General features: G+C 69.3%; 19 protein-coding genes and 1 tRNA gene. 15 read left to right on the top strand and 5 right to left on the bottom strand.

What is annotated here, in order from left to right; all coding sequences use genetic code 11:
- The first annotated feature begins 88 nt into the window (after positions 1-88).
- From C1M51_RS05830 to C1M51_RS05795, 8 genes are all read left to right on the top strand, one after another.
- On the top strand, positions 89-1798 hold the full coding sequence (locus C1M51_RS05830) for a tetratricopeptide repeat protein (protein ID WP_310733951.1): 1710 nt from the start codon (positions 89-91) through the stop codon (positions 1796-1798).
- A complete protein-coding gene (locus C1M51_RS05825; RefSeq protein ID WP_129448632.1) occupies positions 1795-2319 on the top strand; it encodes an outer membrane lipoprotein LolB in 525 nt (174 codons plus the stop codon). The genes C1M51_RS05830 and C1M51_RS05825 overlap by 4 nt, the downstream gene beginning before the upstream one ends.
- 12 nt (positions 2320-2331) lie before the next feature.
- Positions 2332-3195, top strand: coding sequence for a 4-(cytidine 5'-diphospho)-2-C-methyl-D-erythritol kinase (gene ispE, locus C1M51_RS05820; RefSeq protein WP_129448631.1), 864 nt, complete (start codon positions 2332-2334; stop codon positions 3193-3195).
- Between the two features lie 60 nt (positions 3196-3255).
- Positions 3256-3332, top strand: a tRNA-Gln gene (locus C1M51_RS05815).
- A 94-nt stretch (positions 3333-3426) separates the two neighbouring features.
- A complete protein-coding gene (locus C1M51_RS05810; RefSeq protein WP_011830805.1) occupies positions 3427-4392 on the top strand; it encodes a ribose-phosphate pyrophosphokinase in 966 nt (321 codons plus the stop codon).
- 148 nt (positions 4393-4540) lie between these two features.
- Positions 4541-5188: a 50S ribosomal protein L25/general stress protein Ctc gene (locus tag C1M51_RS05805; RefSeq protein ID WP_129448630.1), complete on the top strand. Its 648-nt coding sequence runs from the start codon at positions 4541-4543 to the stop codon at positions 5186-5188.
- A 455-nt stretch (positions 5189-5643) separates the two neighbouring features.
- Positions 5644-6342, top strand: a complete 699-nt coding sequence (pth, locus tag C1M51_RS05800; RefSeq protein ID WP_129448629.1) for an aminoacyl-tRNA hydrolase — start codon at positions 5644-5646, stop codon at positions 6340-6342.
- A gap of 8 nt (positions 6343-6350) precedes the next feature.
- On the top strand, positions 6351-6815 hold the full coding sequence (locus C1M51_RS05795; protein WP_129448628.1) for a hypothetical protein: 465 nt from the start codon (positions 6351-6353) through the stop codon (positions 6813-6815).
- Between the two features lie 15 nt (positions 6816-6830).
- On the opposite strand, the gene C1M51_RS05790 is transcribed toward C1M51_RS05795, so the two are convergent.
- From C1M51_RS05790 to rsmD, 3 genes are all read right to left on the bottom strand, one after another.
- Entirely contained in the window at positions 6831-7130 is a 300-nt protein-coding gene (locus C1M51_RS05790) for a YfhL family 4Fe-4S dicluster ferredoxin (RefSeq protein WP_129448627.1), read from the bottom strand.
- 76 nt (positions 7131-7206) lie between these two features.
- Positions 7207-7656 carry a pantetheine-phosphate adenylyltransferase gene (gene coaD / locus C1M51_RS05785; protein WP_242500034.1) on the bottom strand — a complete coding sequence of 150 codons (450 nt, stop codon included), beginning with the start codon at positions 7654-7656 and terminating at the stop codon, positions 7207-7209.
- A gap of 86 nt (positions 7657-7742) precedes the next feature.
- Positions 7743-8357, bottom strand: coding sequence for a 16S rRNA (guanine(966)-N(2))-methyltransferase RsmD (rsmD, locus tag C1M51_RS05780; RefSeq protein ID WP_129448625.1), 615 nt, complete (start codon positions 8355-8357; stop codon positions 7743-7745).
- A gap of 130 nt (positions 8358-8487) precedes the next feature.
- Between rsmD and ftsY the strand changes: the two genes are divergently transcribed.
- Positions 8488-9540 (top strand): signal recognition particle-docking protein FtsY, encoded by a 1053-nt coding sequence (gene ftsY, locus C1M51_RS05775; RefSeq protein ID WP_129448624.1) that lies wholly within the window; start codon positions 8488-8490, stop codon positions 9538-9540.
- Between the two features lie 16 nt (positions 9541-9556).
- Here ftsY and C1M51_RS05770 read toward each other — a convergent pair whose 3' ends face one another.
- Together C1M51_RS05770 and ffh are read right to left on the bottom strand one after the other, a co-directional pair.
- Positions 9557-10354: a DUF2726 domain-containing protein gene (locus C1M51_RS05770; RefSeq protein WP_129448623.1), complete on the bottom strand. Its 798-nt coding sequence runs from the start codon at positions 10352-10354 to the stop codon at positions 9557-9559.
- An 80-nt stretch (positions 10355-10434) separates the two neighbouring features.
- Positions 10435-11808, bottom strand: coding sequence for a signal recognition particle protein (gene ffh, locus C1M51_RS05765; protein ID WP_129448622.1), 1374 nt, complete (start codon positions 11806-11808; stop codon positions 10435-10437).
- A gap of 106 nt (positions 11809-11914) precedes the next feature.
- On the opposite strand from ffh, the gene C1M51_RS05760 reads away from it, so the two are divergent.
- The 6 genes from C1M51_RS05760 to C1M51_RS05735 all read left to right on the top strand — a co-directional run bounded on the left by C1M51_RS05760 (position 11915) and on the right by C1M51_RS05735 (position 20574).
- Complete coding sequence (locus tag C1M51_RS05760) at positions 11915-12739, top strand: inner membrane protein YpjD (protein WP_129448621.1); 825 nt, start codon at positions 11915-11917, stop codon at positions 12737-12739.
- A 45-nt stretch (positions 12740-12784) separates the two neighbouring features.
- Positions 12785-13015 (top strand): PP0621 family protein, encoded by a 231-nt coding sequence (locus tag C1M51_RS05755; RefSeq protein ID WP_129448620.1) that lies wholly within the window; start codon positions 12785-12787, stop codon positions 13013-13015.
- Positions 13015-14889 (top strand): PAS domain-containing sensor histidine kinase, encoded by a 1875-nt coding sequence (locus C1M51_RS05750; RefSeq protein ID WP_129448619.1) that lies wholly within the window; start codon positions 13015-13017, stop codon positions 14887-14889. The genes C1M51_RS05755 and C1M51_RS05750 overlap by 1 nt, the downstream gene beginning before the upstream one ends.
- Before the next feature lie 82 nt (positions 14890-14971).
- On the top strand, positions 14972-16585 hold the full coding sequence (locus C1M51_RS05745; protein WP_011830792.1) for a sigma-54 dependent transcriptional regulator: 1614 nt from the start codon (positions 14972-14974) through the stop codon (positions 16583-16585).
- Positions 16582-17172 (top strand): 1,6-anhydro-N-acetylmuramyl-L-alanine amidase AmpD, encoded by a 591-nt coding sequence (gene ampD / locus C1M51_RS05740; protein ID WP_129448618.1) that lies wholly within the window; start codon positions 16582-16584, stop codon positions 17170-17172. Before C1M51_RS05745 ends, ampD begins: the two co-directional genes overlap by 4 nt.
- Before the next feature lie 486 nt (positions 17173-17658).
- Positions 17659-20574 (top strand): ribonucleoside-diphosphate reductase subunit alpha, encoded by a 2916-nt coding sequence (locus tag C1M51_RS05735; protein ID WP_129448617.1) that lies wholly within the window; start codon positions 17659-17661, stop codon positions 20572-20574.
- The last annotated feature ends 76 nt before the right edge of the window (positions 20575-20650 follow it).

The following is a 20650-nucleotide window of genomic DNA, read 5'->3' as shown; positions in this document are numbered from 1 at the left end:
CGCGGCCTCCAGCGTTCTTGCCGCGACGGCGTGGGCACAGCCCGCACCGGCAGAAGTGCCGGCATCCGGGCCGGGCGCAGCGGCACCGGTGGAAAATTCGGTCCTCGACGCACCACTGTTCTACCAGTTGCTGATCGGCGAGATGGAGCTCAGCCAGGGCGATGCCGGCACCAGCTACCAGGTCCTGCTGGATGCGGCCCGCAAGACCCGCGACGAGCGTCTGTTCCGGCGTGCCACCGAGGTCGCTTTGCAGGCACAGGCCGGTGAGCAGGCGCTCGATGCGGCACGCGCCTGGCGCCAGGCCGTGCCCGGCTCGATCGATGCCCACCGCTTCGAGGTGCAGTTGCTGGTCGCGTTGAATCGCACCGCCGAAACCGTGCAGCCGCTGCGGGCCACGCTGGCGCTGGTGCCGCCGGCCCAGCGGCCGGCGGCCATCGGGTCCTTGCCCGGCTATTTCTCGCGCACCACCGACCGCAAGGCGACCACGGCGGTGCTCGAACAGGTGCTGCTGCCCTATGCAGAGCAGCGCTCGGCGGGCGAGCCGCAAGCCACCGCGGTGGCCGCCTGGGTCGCGCTGGGTCGCAGCCGGCTGGCTGCCGGCGACGCGGCGCGCGCGCTCGACGCCGCGCGCCGCGGTCAAGCGCTGAGTCCGCGGTCGGAGGCCGTGGCGCTGCTCGCCATCGAACTGATGCCGACCGAGCAGCGGGCCGAGTCGCTGGTCACGGCCTTTCTCGAGGCCCAGCCGCCGGCTCCGGCCGCCACGCGCAGCGCGGTGCGGCTGGTCTATGCCCGTACGCTGGCTGTCGCGCAGCGCTATGCCGACGCCGCGCCGCAGCTCGAGGCGGTGACGCGCGACGCGCCGCAGTTCGTCGACGCCTGGCTGACGCTGGGCGCCTTGCGACTGGAACTGAAGCAGCCGGCCGAGGCCGAAGCGGCCTTGCGCGAGTACCTCGCACGCCTCGAGGCCGGCAGCGAGGCGGCCGCGAACGAAGCGGCCGACGTCCCGCAGGACGAGGACGCCGCCACGCCCACGCAGCGTCTGACCCAGGCCTACCTGCTGCTGGCCCAGGCCGCCGAGCAGCGGCGCGACTTCAAGGCCGCCGAGGGCTGGCTGACCAAGGTCGACAGCTCCCAGGCACTGACGGTGCAGTCACGGCGCGCCTCGTTGCTGGCGCAGCAGGGCAAGCTGGCCGAGGCGCGCAGCCTGATCCGTGCGCTGCCGGAACGGCAGCCGGAGGACGCGCGTTCCAAGCTGCTGGTGGAGGCGCAGCTGTTGCGCGACCAGAAACAGTGGTCGGAGGCACTGGGGGTGCTGGCCGAGGCCAACGACCGCTACCGCGACGACACCGATCTGCTGTACGAGCAGGCGATGATGGCCGAGAAGCTCGACCGCATGACCGAGATGGAGCAATTGCTGCGCCGGGTGATCGCGCTGAAGCCGCAGCAGGCGCAGGCCTACAACGCGCTGGGCTACTCACTGGCCGATCGCAACCAGCGGCTGCCCGAAGCGCGCCAGCTGATCACCAAGGCGCTGGAGCTGTCGCCGGGCGATCCGTTCCTGATCGACAGCCTGGGCTGGGTCGAGTACCGGCTCGGCAACCATGACGAGGCGATCCGCTGGCTGCGGCAGGCCCACGGCGCGCGACCCGACACCGAGATCGCCGCGCACCTGGGAGAAGTGCTCTGGGTCAGCGGCCGGCGCGACGAGGCCCGCCGGATCTGGGCCGAGGCCCGGGCCCGCGACGCCACGAACGACGTGCTGAAGGAAACCCTGGCGCGGCTCAAGGTCGACCTGTGAGGCGTGGCTGCGCGCTGCTCGCCGCCGCGTGTGCCGCGGCAGTGTGGCTGGCGGGGTGCGCCGGCGTCGGCCCGCCGGCACCCCAGGGCGAGCGGCTGGCGGGACGGCTGTCGGTGCGTGTCGAGGGCGACGCGGCACGGAACTTCAATGCGGCGTTCGAGCTGGAAGGTTCGTCCGAGTCGGGCCAGCTGTCGTTGACGACGCCGCTCGGCATCCAGCTCGCCCGCGCCGACTGGTCGCCGCGGCAGGTTCGCCTGCGCTCCGGTGACGGCGAGCGCCTCTACCCCGACCTGGAGAGCCTGGCGGAAGACGCGCTGGGCGAGCGGGTACCGCTCGCCGCGCTGTTCGACTGGCTTCACGCCCGGCCCTGGCCCGGCGCGCCGAGCGCGGCGCAACCGCAGGGCTTTTCGCAGCTCGGTTGGGTGGTCGACGTGTCGCGCCGGGCCGAGGGCTGGGTCGAGGCGCGCCGCGCCGCGCTCCCCGTGGTGAGCGTGCGCGCCAAGCTCGACGACGCCCGCTGAGAAGGCCCGCCGATGAGCCTGCAAGCCCTCTACGACGTTCCCGCGCCGGCCAAGCTGAACCTGTTCCTGCACGTGACGGGCCGGCGCGACGACGGCTACCACCTGCTGCAGTCGGTGTTCGCGCTGATCGACTGGGCCGACACCCTGCATTTCGAGCGCCGCGACGATGGCCGGCTGGTCCGCCACGACCTGGCCGCCGCGCTGCCCGAGGACGACCTGTGCCTGCGCGCCGCGCGCCTGCTGCAGCGCGAGAGTGCCTGCCGGCTCGGCGCCGACATCTCGATCGACAAGCAGGTGCCCTGGGGCGCCGGCCTCGGCGGCGGCAGTTCCGACGCCGCCAGCACGCTGCTGGCGCTGAACCGCCTGTGGGGCCTGCACTGGCCGCGCGAGCGGCTGCTGGCGCTGGGCCTGCAGCTTGGTGCCGACGTGCCCTTCTTCCTGGGCGGCCACAACGCCTGGGTCGAGGGCATCGGCGAGCGCCTGACGCCCATCGAGCTGGCGCCGCGCTGGTGGGCCGTGCTGAAGCCCGCAGTGGCGGTGCCCACTGCGGCGATCTTCGGCAGCCCGCAGTTGGTGAGAAACACCGCTGCTGCTACAATCTCGGACTTCTCTGCAAACGCAGTCGAGTTCGGCCACAACGACCTGCAAACGCCCGCAACGGCGTACAGCGACGAAGTGGCCCAGGCTCTGGCGCTGCTGCAATCCCGCTACGGCGCAAGCCGCATGTCGGGGTCCGGCAGCGCAGTGTTTGCGGAGGCCGGCACCGGCGAGACACCGACGGTTGCGATGATGGAAGCGGCTTCGCTTCCTCCGTCGTGGGTGGGGCGCATGTGCCGCGGCTTGACGGTGCATCCGCTGGCGCTCTGGGCCGGCTGATCATCGCCAGGCGACGGTTTCGGGCGTGGCTCGGGCGCAAGCCGGAGCGGTGTCCTGTGTAGGGGAGTCGCCAAGTTGGTTAAGGCATCGGATTTTGATTCCGACATGCGAAGGTTCGAATCCTTCTTCCCCTGCCAAAGCTTTACCCAGGAAGCATGGCGCCCGCGTTCCGGGCGCCATGTTTTTTGATCGGACAGGTTTTTTCCAACGAACGACCGCCTCGGAGGCGTGATGCTCTCCTCCAACACCGTGATCTTCACCGGCAATGCGAATCCGGCGCTGGCGCAGGAGATCGCCACCTCGCTCGGCATCGAACTGGGCCGCGCGGCCGTCGGGCGCTTCTCGGACAGCGAGGTCACGGTCGAGATCCAGCAGAACGTGCGGGCACGCGACATCTTCGTCGTGCAGCCCACCTGCACCCCGACGAACGAGCACCTGATGGAGCTCTTCATCATGGTCGACGCGCTCAAGCGTGCCTCGGCCGGCCGCATCACCGCGGTGATCCCGTACTACGGCTACGCGCGCCAAGACCGCCGCCCGCGCTCGACGCGCGTGCCGATCAGCGCCAAGGTGGTGGCCAACATGCTCGAGGCCGTGGGTGTGAACCGCGTGCTGACAATGGATCTGCACGCCGACCAGATCCAGGGTTTCTTCGACATCCCGGTCGACAACATCTACGCCTCGCCGGTGCTGCTGTCGGACCTGAAGAGCCGCCGCTACGACGACCTGATCGTCGTCTCGCCCGACGTCGGCGGTGTGGTGCGTGCCCGGGCGCTGGCCAAGCAGCTCAACTGCGACCTCGCCATCATCGACAAGCGCCGCCCTGCAGCCAACGTGTCGGAGGTCATGCACGTGATCGGCGAGATCGACGGCCGCAACTGCGTGATCATGGACGACATGATCGACACCGCCGGCACCCTGGTGAAGGCCGCCGAGGTGCTGAAGGAGCGCGGCGCGAAGAGCGTGTTCGCGTACTGCACGCACCCCGTGTTCTCCGGTCCGGCGATCGAGCGCATCAAGAACTCGCAGATCGACGAGGTGGTGATCACCAACACCATCCCGCTCAACGCGGCGGCCAAGGCCACCACCAAGATCCGCCAGCTGTCGGTGGCCTTTCTTTTCGCCGAGACCATCCGCCGCATCTCGGACGGCGAATCGGTCACCTCGCTTTTCTCGGAGCAGAACAACAATTTCTAGCCAGTCCGAGTAGGGCCGTCCCGAACGGTCCGCCCCAACCTCTCGGAGCAGAACAACAACTTCTGAGCCGGGTTCTGCCCGTGCGCATGGGGCGCGCGGGTTCACGCAGGGTGCCTGGTCGCGGGCACCTTCCTTTTGGAGAAAACTCATGAAATTCGTCGCTTATCCGCGCGAACTGCAGGGGACCGGAGCGAGCCGCCGCCTGCGTATTTCCGGCAAGGTGCCGGGCATCGTCTACGGCGCCGGCGAGCCGCTGAAGATCGAGCTCGACCACAACGCGCTGTTCCACGCGCTCAAGAAGGAGGCCTTCCATGCCTCCCTGCTCGACATGGAGTTCGACGGCAAGAGCCAGCAGGTGCTGCTGCGCGACGTGCAGATGCACGCCTACCGCCCGCAGGTGCTGCACGTCGACTTCCAGCGCGTCGACGCCACCACGCGCGTCACGAAGAAGGTGCCGCTGCACTTCGTCAACGAAGAGAACGCGCCGGGCGTCAAGCTCGACAAGGGCCTGATCTCGCACGTGGTGACCGAGCTCGAGGTGGAGTGCCTGGCGTCGCAACTGCCCGAGTACCTGACGGTCGACCTGGGCGAACTGGCCAAGGGCCAGTCGCTGCACGTCAATGACCTGAAGCTGCCCCCGAGCGTGAAGGTGGTGCTGCGCGGCAAGAAGAACCCGGTGATTGCCACCGTGGTGATGCAGGCCGCCGAGGAAGCCCCGGCCGAAGTGGCGGTCCCGACCGCTGCCGCCGCGCCCGCCGCCAAGGGCAAGAAGAGCGAGAAGCAGAACAAGAAGTGATTCTTCTTGGGTGTTCGCTGCCCATGCTTCCAGCCCCGCTTCGGCGGGGCTTTTTGTTGCCCGTGTCGCGCCGGGACTCGTCACACGATCTGGGCAACTCCCTCTCTTGGGGGCGCGAGATCGACGACGAGTCGTGACGAAACTGCAGGCCCAGCGATGCCGCGCTATCTAGAATCCGCGAGCGTCAGATCGCTGGCGCGACCACGGATGCGAGCTTCAAGTACGCTGGAATCGCCAGCCAGAGATTGCTGGCGCCGAAGAAGAACGGCGTGCTGTACGGGACGCGTTCACCGAACTATCAGCATGATGGATTCGCACAGAAGGGGCATTCCTTGCCTACGCAGGCTCGACCTGTTCCGGCTCGATGAAAGATCGCAAGAGGAGCGAGAAACTCCTTCGTGGCTGCGCGCTTTCCACGGTGTGGCTCGGTCTGAGCCCTCACGATAATCTTCGCCATGATTCGACTGATGGTGGGGCTCGGCAACCCGGGCCCGGAGTACGAGGCCACTCGCCACAACGCCGGCTTCTGGTGGGTGGATGCCGTCGCGCGCCAGCTCAAGGTCTCGCTGCACGCGGAGCGCGCGTACCACGGGTTGGTGGCGCGCGTGAACACGCCTGCCGGGCCGGTGTGGCTGCTGGAGCCGCAGACCTACATGAACGTGTCGGGCAAGTCGGTGGCGGCGCTGGCACGCTTTTTCAAGATCGCACCGGAGGAGATCCTGGTGGCCCACGACGAGCTCGACCTGCCGCCGGGCGAGATGAAGCTCAAGCAGGGCGGTGGCCATGCCGGCCACAACGGCCTGCGCGACATCCATGCGCAACTCGGTTCCACCGACTACTGGCGTCTGCGGCTGGGCATCGGCCATCCGGGCGTGAAGACCGAGGTGGCCAACTATGTGCTGGGCAAGCCGATGCGCGAGCACCGTGAGGCCATCGATGCCTGCATCGTGCGCTCGCTGACTGCCGTCGACGCCTTGCTGGCCGGTGACATGAGCAAGGCCACGCTGCGCCTGCACACCAGCAAGCCGCCCCGACCGAAGCCGCCGCGGCCAGTGGCGCTCGCGGACGCTGGGGCTCCCGCTGCCGCGGATGCTTCAAGGGCACCCGATGTCGCCGGCAGCGCCCCGTCCCCCACCCAGTGCGACCCTCCGTGAAGCACGGGGTGCTGTCGCTGCTGGTGCCGGGCCTGTTTGCCGCCGCGGCACCGCAGGCCGCCAGCGCTCAGGGGGCTGTCTACCGCTGCGGCGCCGACGGACGCAGCTACTCGCAGCAGCCTTGTGCGGACGGGCGCACGCTCCGCGTCGATGGCGACGTGCGCACGCCGGCCCAGCGCCAGCAGGCCATGGAGGCGGCGCGGCGCGATGCCCGCTTGGCCGATGCGCTCGCGCACGAGCGCCGCCAAGCCGAGTCGGTGAGCGTGAGGGCGGCTTCGTTGAGCGCGACAACGCCGAAGGACGCAGCGGTACACGCGACAGCTGGCAAGCCGACCCCGAAGAAGCGACGGCACGCCAAGCGGCCTGCCAACCCGCCGGACGGTGCTTCCGGAGATTTCAAGGCGACGGGGCCTGCGCCGCCTGGTGTCAAGAAGAAGACGCGCGTCGGAACAGCGGCCCCGCCGACCCGTTGAACACTGAACGGCGACTCAGCCCGCAGCGGTGCCGGAGGGAGGCAGCGGCGACACGTCTGGCGACGCGGGTTCACCGACGAGCGCCCTGAACTTGGCCCACAACTGCGGCGGGCTCTCGACGTGCGCCGGATTCACCGGGATGCAGGCGACCGGGCAGACCTGCACGCACTGCGGTTCGTCGAAGTGACCGACGCACTCGGTGCACTTGGCCGGGTCGATGACGTAGATCTCGGGCCCGAGCGAGATGGCCTGGTTGGGGCACTCGGGCTCGCAGACATCGCAGTTGATGCAGTCGTCCGTGATCATCAGCGCCATGGGGAGCTCCGATGCAGCGACGAACGGCCGCCGAGCCCGCGGCGGGCGTTGTCGATCGGGGCGGACATCCGGTGTGTCATGTGGCTTGGCTGACGCGCTGTTTCAGGCGCTCGAGGACCGAGGGTGCCACGAACTTCGAAACATCACCGCCCAAGGTGGCAATCTCGCGCACGAAGGTGCCGCTGATGAACTGGTACTGGTCGCTCGGGGTCAGGAACACGGTTTCCACGTTCGGCATCAGCTGGCGGTTCATGCCGGCCATCTGGAACTCGTATTCGAAGTCACTCACGGCACGCAGGCCGCGCACCACCACCTTGCCGCCGTGCTCGACGACGAAGTCGCGCAGCAGCCCGCGGAACGCGATGACTTCGACATTGCGATGCGAGGCCAGCAGGTCCTGCGCGATCTCCAGCCGTTCGGCGATGGTGAACATGGTGCGCTTGTGGTGGCCGGCGGCCACGGCGACGATCAGACGGGGGAACAGCGCGCTGGCGCGACGCACCAGATCCTGGTGTCCGAGCGTCATCGGGTCGAAGGTGCCGGGGTAGACGGCGCTCAGGCCGGGGTTGAAGGGCACGGTGTTTCCTTCGGGAGCGGGCAGGGTGGCGAAGTTTATGCCGCAGCGTCACGGGCCGCGGGGCGGAGCAGGTGCGCATGCACCTGCCCGGCGCGGGTGTGCCGATCGAGCGCGAAGCCGAGTGGCGCCAGCGTCTCGGCCTCGAACGCCCGGTCGGCTTCGAGGTAGGCGCGACCGGTGGGTGCCAGCACGCGCTGCGCAGCGCGCAGCGCCGGCTCGAACAGGCCGCAGTCGAAGGGCGGATCCAGCAGCACCAGGTCGAAGGGCGCGCCGGCGTAACGCGTCATCCACGCCAGCGCGTCGACAGCCTCGATGCGCACCGTGTGGGCCGCCAGTCGCGCCCGCACTGCGCGCAGTCCGCGCGCCAGGGCGGCGTCGCGCTCGAGCAGCATCACGTCGCTGGCGCCGCGCGAGGCTGCCTCGAAACCGAGCGCACCGCTGCCGGCGAAGGCATCGAGGCAGCGCCAGCCGCTCAGGTCCTGGCCGAGCCAGTTGAACAAGGTCTCGCGCACGCGGTCGGGCGTGGGGCGCAGCCCCGGAGCCACGGGCACCGGCAGCTTGCTGCGCTTCCACTGCCCACCGATCAGTCGGACCTCACCCGGCCTGGCCGGCGTGGCGGCGGGGCGGGCGGCAGCGGGGGCGCGGGACATCGGCCGATTCTAGGCAGCCGCTTCTCCGGGACGTCGGTGACGACCGCTCGCGCGCCGGGCTCACCGTGGTGCGTGTGTGGCGCTGCGTCCCGGAGAGGCCGCGGCGGCCTGTCCCTAGAATCCGGGCCACATGTTCAGTTTCTTCAAGAAGAAGGCGCCGGTCGCGGCGCCACCGCCGACCGGCCCCGAGGCGCCAGCAGCATCCGCACCGTCTCCCGGGCCTGCTGCCGAAGTCGGCGCGGCTGCTGCGGCGCCTGCCGAACAGCGCCGCCCCTGGCTCGACCGGCTCAAGAGCGGGCTGCGGCGCACCGGATCCAGCATCACGCAGGTGTTCACCGGAACGCGCATCGACGAGGCGCTGTACGAGGAACTCGAGGCGGCGCTGCTGATGGCCGACGCCGGCATGCCCGCCACGCAGCACCTGCTCGCCGACCTGAAGCGGCGTGTCAAGGAGCACAAGGCCACCGATCCTGCCGCGGTGAAGTTATTGCTGATCGACGCGCTGGCCGAACTGCTTGCGCCCCTGCAGCGGCCTCTGGTGCTGGGCGAGACGCGGCCGACGGTAATCATGGTCGCGGGTGTCAACGGCGCGGGCAAGACGACCAGCATCGGCAAGCTCACGCGCCACCTCGCCGACGGCGGTCTGAAGGTGCTGCTGGCGGCGGCTGACACCTTCCGCGCCGCCGCGAAGGAGCAACTCGCGGTGTGGGCGGACCGCAACCGCGTCGAGATCGTCAGCCAGGAAGGCGGCGACCCGGCCGCGGTGAGCTTCGATGCCGTGAAGGCCGGCCAGGCCCGCGGCTGCGATGTGGTCGTCGCCGACACCGCCGGCCGCCTGCCGACGCAGGTGCACCTGATGGAAGAGCTGCGCAAGATCAAGCGAACCATCGGCAAGGCCATGGACGGCGCGCCGCACGAGGTGCTGCTGGTGGTGGACGGCAACACCGGGCAGAACGCGCTGGCCCAGGTCAAGGCCTTCGATGCCGTGCTGGGGCTGACCGGGCTGGTCGTCACCAAGCTCGACGGCACGGCCAAGGGCGGGGTGCTGGCGGCGATCGCGCTGTGGTCGCGCGAGCGTGACGGTGCGTCGCCGGTGCCGGTCTATTTCATCGGCGTGGGCGAGAAGCTCGCGGATCTGGAGACTTTCGACGCGCGCGAGTTCTCGCAGGCGCTGCTGACCTGAGCTGGGCGCGCCGGGTTCAGCGGGCCGGCGCGTCGAGCGGCATCGAGGCCGACGACAGATCGTCGAACCAGGTCGACTGGGCCGGCTCCGCCAGCGTGGCACCGTCGGCCGCCTCGCGGTCCAGGTCCTCGAGCACGTCCTGCAGGGTCACCATCGCGGGTCGGGTGGCCGGCGCGGCGCCGCTCGGGCCCATCTCGGTCACCTGCACGCCCGGCATGACCGCTGCCGGGCGGGTGCGCACGCGGCTGCCGCCGTCTCCGGTGCGCAGGGCCTGCGAGGTGTTCACCACCTGATCGCGCACCAGTGAGACGCTCGGCAGCGCGTCCTCGTTCCAGACGATCACGCGGATGCCGGCCTGCTGCAGCACGCGGTCCATGCGCTCGTGGCGGCGCACGGTGCGTTCGCCGTCCTTGCCGGGCGGGCGGCGCACCTCGATGACGGCGATCACCTGCGACACCGTGTCGCACACCACCAGGTCGGCGCAGATCTGGCCGACGCGGCGCATCCACTCATGGTAGGAATTGCGGGTCGGCACGCGGATGAAGCGGGCCAGCGGCACCTGCGCCAGCACGGTGTATTCGGGCAGCGCCTGCTGCAGCACCAGCTGCGCCTTGCGCTCCTTGAGCGTCAGCACGCGGGTGGCCTCGGGCGGCCACGCGGCCACGGTGTCGAGCGCCTCGACGCGCTTGTCGCGCTGCTTGTCACGGCCTTGGCCTTCCGGCCGTTCACGGCCTCCGCGGCGCCGTGCCAGCGCCACCAGCAGCAAGCCGGCCAGCAGCACCGCCAGCGCTTGCAGAACGATCGGATCGCCCATCAGCTTCACCCTCCAGAACCTCGGAGGTGAACGTAAGGGGGGGGGCGGAGAGCGTCAAGAGAACAACGCACGCTTTGCGGCTAGCGAACAAATCCTTTCATTCCGCCGCCGCCCATGCGCTTCATCAGCTTCATCATGCCGCCGCCCTTCATCTTCTTCATCATCCCCTGCATCTGCTCGAACTGGTTCAGCAGGCGGTTCACTTCCTGCACCTGAACCCCGGCCCCGGCGGCGATGCGGCGCTTGCGGCTGGCCTTGAGCAGCTCGGGCTTGCGCCGCTCGAGCGGCGTCATCGAGCGGATGATGCCTTCCATGCGGCGCACGTCGCGCTCGGCGCGGTCCATGTCGGCGGCGCCCAGCTGCGGCGTCTTGCCGCCGGTCATCTGCGCGGGCAGCTTGTCGATCAAGCCCGACAGGCCTCCCATGTTCTTCATCTGCGAGATCTGCGAGAGGAAGTCCTCGAGGTCGAAACCCGAGCCCGACTTCACCTTGTCGGCGAGCTTCTGCGCCGCCTGCAGATCCACGCCCTGCTGCACCTGCTCGACCAGCGCGAGGATGTCGCCCATGCCGAGCACCCGCCCGGCGTGGCGCTCGGCATCGAACAGCTCCAGGCCGTCGATCTTCTCTGACACGCCGGCAAACTTGATCGGCGCGCCGGTGACCTGGCGCACGCTCAGCGCGGCGCCGCCGCGCGAGTCACCGTCCAGCTTGGTCAGCACGATGCCGGTCAGCGGCAGCGCTTCCTTGAAGGCCTTGGCAACGTTGATCGCGTCCTGGCCCTGCATCGCGTCGACGACGAACAATGTCTCGATCGGGTTCAGCGCCGCGTGCAGCGCGCGGATCTCGGCCATCATCGCGTCGTCGATCGCCAGGCGGCCGGCGGTGTCGACCAGCAGCACGTCGAAGTAGTGCTTCTTCGCGTAGTCCACCGCGGCCAGCGCGATGTCGACCGGCTGGTCACTGGCCTGCGAGGGGAACCACTCCGCGCCGGTCTGCTGGGTCACCGTCTTCAACTGCTCGATCGCGGCCGGCCGGTAAACGTCGCCCGACACCGTGAGCACCTTCTTCTTGCGCCCGATCAGGTGCCTGGCGAGCTTGGCCGTCGTCGTGGTCTTGCCGGCGCCCTGCAGGCCGGCCATCAGGATCACCGCCGGCGGTTGCGTCGCGAGGTTCAGCTCGGCCACACCGCCGGCGCCCATGGTCGCGGCGAGCTCCTTGTGCACCACGCCCACCAGCGCCTGCCCTGGCGACAGCGAGCCGACGACCTCCTGACCCAGTGCCTTTTCCTTCACGCGGGCGATGAAGTCGCGCACCACCGGCAGCGCGACGTCGGCCTCCAGCAGCGCCATGCGCACCTCGCGCAGCATGTCCTGCACGTTGTCTTCGGTGATGCGGGCTTGGCCGCGCATGGTCTTGACCAGGCGGCTCAGGCGTTCGGAAAGGGCGGATGCCATGGGAGGAGGTCTCGGGTTGGTGCTGGGCTGGGGCGCAGCGCGCAGCGGAGCCGGCCATCCGGCGCGCAGCCCCTTGCAGCCGGGGCGCGAACGTACACTGCGCAGCATGATTTTATCGCCCGGCCTCTCCGCTGCGAGCCTGCTGCCGCTGGCCGCGACGAGCATCGTGGCGCTGCTGGCCTACCTGGTCGCTGCGTTCAGGCGCGAAGCCACATGGCTCGGCGTCGTGCTGGCGGTCGGATGGATCGGCCATGGCCTGGCCATCGGCCTCCACGCGGCCGGCGTCGGCGAGGCGCAGCCGGGCGCTCGCTTCGGGTTCGCGCCCGCGCTGTCGGTGACGCTGTGGCTGGTGCTGGCGGTGTATGCGATCGAAAGCCGCTTCGTGCCGCTGGCCGGCGTGCGGCGCACGCTGGCCGTGCTGGGTGCGGCTGCCGTCGTGCTGACTCTGGTGTTTCCCGGCGAACTGCGCCCGCACGCTGGTTCACCATGGGCGCCGTTGCACTGGATCCTCGGCATTGCGTCGTATGGCTTGTTCGGCACCGCGCTGCTGCACGCCGCCTTGCTGCGGCGTGCGGAGCAGCGCCTGCGCAGCAAGCCGGCGGCAGGCGAAGCGCCTCGCGTGCCGTCGCCCGGGCTGCCGCTGTTGCGGCTGGAGAAGCTGACCTTCCGCTTCGTGGCGGCCGGCTTCGTCGTGCTGTCGGCCACGCTGCTGCTCGGTTGGTGGTTCTCCTCCCCCTGGCGCTGGGATCACAAGAGCGTGTTCTCCGTGCTGGCCTGGGGGGTGTTCGCGGCCCTGCTCGCCGGGCGCCGCGCTTTCGGGTGGCGGGGCCGGCTGGCGACGCGCTGGCTCTATGTGGGGGCCGGGCTGCTGCTGCTTGCCTACGTGGGCTCGCGCTTCGTGCTGGAAGTGGTCCTCCACCGCACGGCCTGACGGCGAAGCACGGCCTTCCTCTGTCTTTCCGATGTCCGTTCACGCATGAAGTACCTGGTCCTGCTGCTGGTGATCGTGGTCGTGCTGTGGCTCGTGCGTTCGCGGCCACGTGCGGTACGCCCCGACCGTGCGCCCGCATCCGAGGGCAGTGCGCCGCAGGCCATGATCGAGTGCGTTCACTGCGGCGTGCACCTGCCGCGGGCCGAGGCCGTGGCGGGCCTGCAGGGCCTCTACTGCAGCGACGCGCACCGGCTCGCCCACGGCGACTCACGCTGATGGCGGGCACGACCGGATCGGGTCGCCGCCGCGCCCCTGCGGATGGCGGGGCGTCGTGGTTCGGGTCGATCGATCTCGGCCTGCCCGGCGACGACGATGCGGCGCAGTCGCGCTTCGACCGTGGCGAGTGGCGCGAGACCGATGCTGCCGATTCGCGCTTCCTGTCGCGTCAGGCGCGGCGGATCGCCGGGTCGGGCCAGAGCGCGGTGTACCGGCTCTACCGTGCGTTCGTGGCCTCGCGTGCGGTGCTCGGTCTCGCGCTGCTGGCCACCGAGGTGGCGATCACCTGGCTGAGTCCGCGGCCACAGCGAGAGCTGGTGCTGTCGCTGTGTTCGCTTTACGCGATGGCGGCGCTCCTGTTGTGGGTGCTGCCCAACCTGCTGGGTCCGATGCAGCCGGCGCTGCAGTCGCGTCTGCGACGCCGCCACTGGATGGCGACGATCGGGGTCGACATGCTGAGCTTCGGCGTCCTGCATCTGCTGGCCGGCGGCGGCGTACTGAACTACTCGGCGCTGCTCGTGCTGCCGGTGTTGATGGCCGGCGTGCTGACGCCGCGTCTGCAGGCGTTGGGAGTGGCCGCCGGGTGTACCTTGATCCTGCTTGCTGCCGCGGGGCTCAATGTGGACGTGACCGGCGAGGCAACGTTGCAGCTCACGCAGGCGGGCCTGGCCGGCGTCGGCCTGTTCGTGGTCAGCCTGATGGCGGGCGAGTTGTCCGGTCGGCTGGCGCGCGAGGAACTGACGGCGCGCGGCAGCCTCGAACTGGCGCGCCAGCAGGCGCAACTCAACCGCCTCGTCCTCGAGGAAATGCAGGACGGCGTGATGGTCGTCGACCGTCGTGGCCGGGTGCGTGCCGCCAACCCGGCGGCGCGCCATCTGCTCGACGAGCCACTGATCAGCGCCGCCGACAGCTTCTCGCTGACCGGCGTGCCGGCCTGGGAGCCTTTGGTGCGCGCGGTGGATCGCGCCTTCGGGGAGGGCCACTGGCCCGAGGGCGGCCGCGACGTGGTGTTACCCCGCGTGGCCTCCAGCGACACCGGGCCGCGCCAGCTGCGCTTGCGCGTGCGCTTCACGCGTCGCCGCGAGACCGGGGCGCCGGAGGACTACTGCGTGCTCTTCCTGGAGGACTTGCGCACCGTGCAGGCGCGCGTGCGCCAGGAAAAGCTGGCAGCGATGGGTCGCGTGTCGGCTGGCATTGCGCACGAGATCCGCAATCCGCTGGCGGCGATCATGCAAGCCAATGCGTTGCTGGCCGAAGACGCCAGCAGCGCGCAGCAGGTGCAGCTCACGCGCATGGTGGGTGAGAACGCCGAGCGCCTGAAGCGCATCGTCGACGACGTGATGGAGGTTGCGCCGAGCCTGCTGCCCGAGCCGGCGCCGCTCGACGCGAGTCTGCAGGTCGCCACCATCTGCGGCGAGTGGGCGCGCACCGCGGGCCTGGCGATCGGTGCCGACAGCGTGCTGCGGGTCGACCTGCCGAGCGAGCCGCTCGGTGTGGTGTTCGATGGCGAGCACCTGCGCCGCGTGCTGGTGAATCTGCTCGACAACGCGCTGCGGCACGGGAGCCGGACGCCCGGTGCGGTGCAACTGCGGCTTGCTGCGGCGAGCGACAGCCGGGCCCTGCTCACGGTGGGAAGCGACGGCGAGCAGATTGCGCCCGAGGTCGAGCGTTACCTGTTCGAGCCCTTCTTCTCGACGCGCAGCCGCGGCACCGGACTGGGACTGTATATTTGTCGTGAGCTGTGCGAGCGCTACGGCGCCAGCATCGAATACAGCTCACGCGGCGCGCCGGAGCGCCACCGCAACGTGTTCTCGGTCGCCATGCGGCGCACGCTGCTTCCGGACGGCGATTCCCGGCTTCACTTCAGCACATGAGAATTTCAGTGCCCAGCGACTTCAGCCCTTCGACGGCACGTGACCTGTCGGCGCGGCGATGCTCCACCACGGGAGCGAGGCCATGAGCCCGGCCTCGCATTTCAGCCTGCTGGTGGTCGACGACGAGCCCGACCTGCGCACCCTCTACGAGCTGACGCTGCTGCGCGAGGGCTACGAGATCGAGACCGCGGCCTGTGTCGAGGACGCCTGGGCCCAACTCGCCGACCGCACGTTCAGCGCGGTGATCACCGACATGCGCCTGCCCGACGGCAGCGGGCTCGACCTGCTACATCGGCTGGAGGAGGCCGGGCGCCGCGAGAAGACCATTGTCATCACCGCCTACGGCTCGGCGGAAAGCGCCGTCGAGGCGCTGAAGGCCGGCGCCTACGACTACCTGACCAAGCCGGTCGACCTGAAACTGTTCCGCAGCGTCGTGGCATCCGCCCTCGGTCGGGCCGCGGCCAGCGGTCCGACGGTGCAGCCCGATCAGCTGCCGTCCGAGTCCGGGGCGGCGCGGCCCTCGCGCGCCGGCGTTGCCGCACGCCCGGTGCCGACGATCGTGATCGGCCCGGCCGCTGCGGTGGTCCCTCCGGCCGGCGCGCTGGCGCGGATGGCCGGCAACTCGGCCCCGATGCAGCAGGTGCGTTCGCTGATCGAGAAGGTCTCGCGCAGCATGGCGCCGGTGCTGGTACATGGCGAGTCCGGCACCGGCAAGGAACTGGTCGCGCGGGCGATCCACGACAGCGGTGTGCGCCGGAGTCAGCCCTTCATTGCGGTGAACTGCGGGGCGATCCCTGAGCAGTTGCTGGAAGCCGAGTTCTTCGGCTACCGACGCGGTGCGTTCACGGGGGCGAACGAGGACCGCGACGGTTTCTTCCAGGCCGCGCGTGGCGGCACGCTGTTCCTCGACGAGATCGGTGATCTGCCGCTGTCGATGCAGAGCAAGCTGCTGCGCTCGATCCAGGAGCGCTCGGTGCGGCCGGTGGGCGCGACGACGGAGACGGCGCTGGACGTTCGCATCGTCAGCGCGACACACAAAAACCTGGCGGCCGACGTGCAGGCGGGGCGCTTCCGCCAGGACCTGTACTACCGGCTCAACGTGATCCAGATCCGGGTACCGCCGCTGCGCGAGCGGCTCGAGGATCTGCCGGCGATCTGCGAGCGCGTGTTGGAGCGCATCGCCGCCGACGCCGGAGTCAGTCCGCCGCCGCGGCTGACGCGTGACGCGCTCGCCTACTTGCTGCGCTACCCCTTCGGCGGCAACGTTCGCGAACTCGAGAACCTGCTGCACCGGGCCGTCGCACTGTGCGATGGCGACGTGATCGATGTCGGCGACCTCGACCTGCCCGAGTCGGCGTTCAGCGACAGCGGTCGTGCCGAACTGGCGGCGCTGCCAGCGGATGTGCCGCCGCCGAGCGCCGCCGAGTTCCCGGCGAGCGCGGCGCTGCCGACGCCGTTGCCGGACGATCTCGCCGCCTACCTCGACGGCGTCGAGCGCGACATCCTCGTGCGTGCGCTGGAGCGTTACCGCTTCAACCGCACCGCCGCGGGCGCCAGCCTCGGTCTCTCGCTGCGGCAGATGCGCTATCGCATGGCGCGGCTGGGGGTCATGGTGGCCGAGCATGGCGTGGCAATCGGGCCGGGTGCCGACGACTCGGATGACGAACTGCCGCCCGCCGGATCGGGGCGGGCGTGAGCCTGCAGGCCACGCACTGGCAGGACGGTTGGTGGTCGGCTGCGCGCCGCGTCGATTCGCCCAACCATGGGCCGCGGCCAGAAGGCACCGAGGTCTCGCTGGCGCTGATCCATTCGATCAGTCTGCCTCCTGGCCGCTATGGCGGCGACGCGATCGAGCGGCTGTTCACCAACACGCTCGACTGGGATGCTCACCCCTATTTCCAGCAGATCCGCGGCCTCGAGGTGTCGTCGCATTTCGTCGTCCGGCGCGACGGCGAACTGCTGCAGTTCGTGCCGACCGCGCGGCGGGCCTGGCATGCCGGCCGCTCGGCGTGGCGAGGCCGCGAGAACTGCAACGACTATTCGATCGGCATCGAGCTCGAAGGCCTGGAGGGCGAGCGCTTCGAGCCGTCGCAGTACGAGCGCCTCGCCGAGTTGCTGCACGCGCTCGCGCGGCAGCACCCGTTGCGCGACGTGGCCGGGCACGAGCACGTGGCCCCCGGGCGCAAGCTCGATCCCGGCGCCGGCTTCGAGTGGGGGCGCCTGCAGTCACTGACAGACTGGCCGGATCAGTACTTTCCCAAGGGCGTGCTCGCCTCGCGCTGAGGGTGCGAAGCGAGGGCGTTCGGCGGAGGCAGATTCCATGCGGCCTGGCGGCCGATTTTCGCGCTGGAGGCGCGTCGCTCGTGGGCCGGGCCGTCGTGCGCAAGCACTGATGCGGCCTGTCTCCGAGGTGTGCGAAAGGTCGCCACGTTTCAAGTCGTGACACGCTACATATAGTGCTTGTAGAGGCGGCGAGCGCTAGATATAGTGTGCCGATGCCTTCCCGCCCTGCCTGAGCCGAGCACGTCCGGGGTCGCTCTCGCGTGAACATCGACCTCGTGGCCGTCCTGTCCGGGCGGCGTTGTACAGCCCGGCGCTGCGTCTGCTCCGATCGTCCCGCTGTCACGACGGCGATCGGCAGTTCATGGCGCACCGTGTCCCGTACACGCGGGTACCTCGAAGGCTGAACCCAGGCGATCACCCGCCGTCGAACTCCTTGCGCCGGCCCGTCGCAAACACCGTCATCTCATAAGAACCGAAAGGGACCTCATGCAATCCATCAGCTCCAGCGTTCCGGCCGCCGCTCTTGCCGGCGGCGCGCTCGCCGCCACCGCAGTTTCGCGGGCGGCTCCCGGTAGCTCGGCCTATGCCGGCTACCAGATCATCCGGCGCAACGGAGCGGTGGTGGCGTTCGAACCGAACAAGATCGCCGTGGCCTTGATGAAGGCCTTCCTGGCCGTGCACGGCACGCAGGGTGCAGCCTCGGCCAGCGTCCGCGAGATGGTCGATGGTCTGACCGAATCGGTGGTGCGCGCGCTGCTGCGTTCGCGCCCGGGCGGCGGCACCTTCCACATCGAAGACATCCAGGACGCGGTGGAACTCGGGCTGATGCGCGGCGGGCACCACGAGATCGCCCGCGCCTATGTGCTGTACCGCGAACGCCGCGCTCAGGAGCGCGCAAAGCAGGGCGCTGCGCCGGCGGCGCCGGCCGTCGCGCTGCACGTGATCGATCGCGGCCAGCGCGTGCCGCTCGACACCGGCCGGCTGCAGGCCCTGGTGGAATCGGCCTGTGCCAATCTCGGCAGCGAGGTGCAGGCTGCGCCGATCCTCGCCGAGACCCAGCGCAACCTGTACGACGGCGTGCCGATCGACGAGGTCTACAAGGCCGCCATCCTGGCCGCCCGCACGCTGATCGAGAAGGACCCGGCCTACACGCGGGCGACCGCGCGGCTGCTGCTGCACACCATCCGCCGCGAGATCCTCGGCGGCGAGGTGCTCCACGAGGAGATGCAGCAGCGCTATGCCGACTACTTCCCGGGCTTCATCAAGCAGGGTGTCGAGGCCGAACTGCTCGACGAGCGGCTGATGCAGTACGACCTGCGCCGCCTGGGCGAGGCGCTCAAGGCCGACCGGGACCTGCAGTTCGACTACCTCGGCCTGCAGACGCTGTACGACCGCTACTTCCTGCACGTTCGCAAGGCGCGCATCGAGTTGCCGCAGGCCTTCTTCATGCGCGTGGCCATGGGCCTGGCGCTGAACGAGGTCGACCGCGAGGCGCGGGCGATCGAGTTCTACGAGGTGCTGTCGAGCTTCGACTTCATGTCGAGCACGCCGACGCTGTTCAACAGCGGCACGCGCCGCTCGCAGCTGTCGAGCTGCTACCTCACGACCGTGGCCGACGACCTGGACGGCATCTACGAGGCGATCAAGGAGAACGCGCTGCTCTCCAAGTTCGCCGGAGGCCTGGGCAACGACTGGACGCCGGTGCGCGCGCTCGGCAGCCACATCAAGGGCACCAATGGCGAGTCGCAGGGCGTCGTGCCATTCCTGAAGGTCGTCAACGACACCGCGGTGGCCGTCAACCAGGGCGGCAAGCGCAAGGGGGCGGTCTGTGCCTACCTGGAAACCTGGCACCTCGACATCGAGGAGTTTCTGGAACTGCGCAAGAACACCGGCGACGACCGCCGTCGCACCCACGACATGAACACCGCGAACTGGATCCCCGATCTGTTCATGCGGCGCGTCATCGAAGGCGGAGACTGGACGCTGTTCTCGCCGTCCACCTGCCCGGACCTGCACGACAAGTTCGGCATCGCCTTCGAGCAGGCCTACACCGCCTACGAGCAGAAGGCCGATCGAGGCGAGCTCAAGCTCTACAAGCGCGTGCCGGCCAAGGACCTGTGGCGCAAGATGCTGTCCATGCTGTTCGAGACCGGGCATCCGTGGATCACGTTCAAGGATGCCTGCAACGTCCGCTCGCCGCAGCAGCATGTCGGCGTGGTGCACTCTTCGAACCTGTGCACCGAGATCACGCTCAACACCAACGGCGGCGAGATCGCGGTCTGCAACCTCGGCTCGGTCAACCTCGCCCAGCACCTGATGCACGGCGCCGATGGTCTGGAGATCGACCACGCCAAGTTGAGGAAGACGGTGTCGACGGCGATGCGCATGCTCGACAACGTGATCGACATCAACTACTACGCGGTCAAGAAGGCACGCGACTCCAACCTGCGCCATCGCCCGGTCGGCCTGGGCGTGATGGGTTTCCAGGACAGCCTCTACCAACTGCGCATCGCCTACGCTTCGCAGCAGGCGGTCGAGTACGCCGACCGTTCGATGGAGGCGGTGTGCTACCACGCCTATTGGGCCTCGACCGAACTGGCCGAGGAACGCGGCCGCTATTCCAGCTACAAGGGTTCGCTGTGGGACCGCGGCATCCTGCCGATCGACAGCCTGGATCTGCTGGCCGAGCAGCGCGGCGGCTACGTCGACGTCGACCGTTCCACCTCGCTCGACTGGAGCGCGCTGCGCGCGCGCATCCAGCAGCACGGCATGCGCAATTCCAACTGCGTGGCGATCGCGCCGACCGCGACCATCTCCAACATCATCGGCGTGGACGCGTCGATCGAGCCGTCGTTCAGCAACCTGTCGGTCAAGTCCAACCTGTCGGGCGAGTTCACGGTCATCAACGAGTACCTCGTGCGTGATCTGAAGAAGCTCGGCCTGTGGGACGACGTGATGGTGATGGACCTCAAGCACTTCGACGGTTCGCTGCGTCGCATCGACCGCGTGCCTGAGGAACTGAAGTCGCTCTACGCGACGGCCTTCGAGGTCGAGCCGACCTGGCTGGTCGAGGCGGCGGCACGTCGCCAGAAATGGATCGATCAGGCACAGAGCCTCAACATCTACATGGCGGGCGCGTCCGGCAAGAAGCTCGACGACACCTACAAGCTCGCGTGGCAGCGTGGCCTGAAGACCACCTACTACCTGCGCACGGTGGGTGCGACGCATGCCGAGAAATCGACGGTGAAGGCGGGGCACCTGAACGCCGTGTCGAGCGGCAGCGGTGGTGTCGATGCCGTGGCTGCCGCAGCGCAAGCGCAGTTCGATGCAGCGAGCAACGTGCCTGCCACCGACATGAAGTTCTGCGCGATCGACGACCCGACGTGCGAGGCCTGTCAGTGATTCGCCAATGCGTGTCGTGCGGTCGTGGTCGCCCGCAAGCGATGCACGACCGCAACAACTTCAGCGCTTCGATGTC

Origin of the sequence: Methylibium sp. Pch-M, from assembly GCF_004136295.1 — a bacterium.
GTDB lineage: Bacteria > Pseudomonadota > Gammaproteobacteria > Burkholderiales > Burkholderiaceae_C > Methylibium > Methylibium petroleiphilum.
Note: the sequence above shows the minus strand (reverse complement) of the source record. Positions and strands in the feature narration are given on the sequence as shown.

Bases quoted from the DNA above. Each gene is read 5' to 3' on its own strand.
- rsmD (WP_129448625.1), bottom strand. From the start codon at position 8,357: ATGTCCCGCGCCCCCGCTGCCGCCCGCCCCGCCGCCACGCCGGCCAGG.
- ffh (WP_129448622.1), bottom strand. From the start codon at position 11,808: ATGGCATCCGCCCTTTCCGAACGCCTGAGCCGCCTGGTCAAGACCATG.
- C1M51_RS05790 (WP_129448627.1), bottom strand. From the start codon at position 7,130: ATGGCGCTGATGATCACGGACGACTGCATCAACTGCGATGTCTGCGAG.
- C1M51_RS05745 (WP_011830792.1), top strand. From the start codon at position 14,972: ATGAGCCCGGCCTCGCATTTCAGCCTGCTGGTGGTCGACGACGAGCCC.
- coaD (WP_242500034.1), bottom strand. From the start codon at position 7,656: ATGACGCTCGGACACCAGGATCTGGTGCGTCGCGCCAGCGCGCTGTTC.
- ispE (WP_129448631.1), top strand. From the start codon at position 2,332: ATGAGCCTGCAAGCCCTCTACGACGTTCCCGCGCCGGCCAAGCTGAAC.
- C1M51_RS05810 (WP_011830805.1), top strand. From the start codon at position 3,427: ATGCTCTCCTCCAACACCGTGATCTTCACCGGCAATGCGAATCCGGCG.
- C1M51_RS05735 (WP_129448617.1), top strand. From the start codon at position 17,659: ATGCAATCCATCAGCTCCAGCGTTCCGGCCGCCGCTCTTGCCGGCGGC.
- C1M51_RS05805 (WP_129448630.1), top strand. From the start codon at position 4,541: ATGAAATTCGTCGCTTATCCGCGCGAACTGCAGGGGACCGGAGCGAGC.
- C1M51_RS05770 (WP_129448623.1), bottom strand. From the start codon at position 10,354: ATGGGCGATCCGATCGTTCTGCAAGCGCTGGCGGTGCTGCTGGCCGGC.
- C1M51_RS05750 (WP_129448619.1), top strand. From the start codon at position 13,015: ATGGCGGGCACGACCGGATCGGGTCGCCGCCGCGCCCCTGCGGATGGC.
- C1M51_RS05755 (WP_129448620.1), top strand. From the start codon at position 12,785: ATGAAGTACCTGGTCCTGCTGCTGGTGATCGTGGTCGTGCTGTGGCTC.
- ftsY (WP_129448624.1), top strand. From the start codon at position 8,488: ATGTTCAGTTTCTTCAAGAAGAAGGCGCCGGTCGCGGCGCCACCGCCG.
- C1M51_RS05760 (WP_129448621.1), top strand. From the start codon at position 11,915: ATGATTTTATCGCCCGGCCTCTCCGCTGCGAGCCTGCTGCCGCTGGCC.
- pth (WP_129448629.1), top strand. From the start codon at position 5,644: ATGATTCGACTGATGGTGGGGCTCGGCAACCCGGGCCCGGAGTACGAG.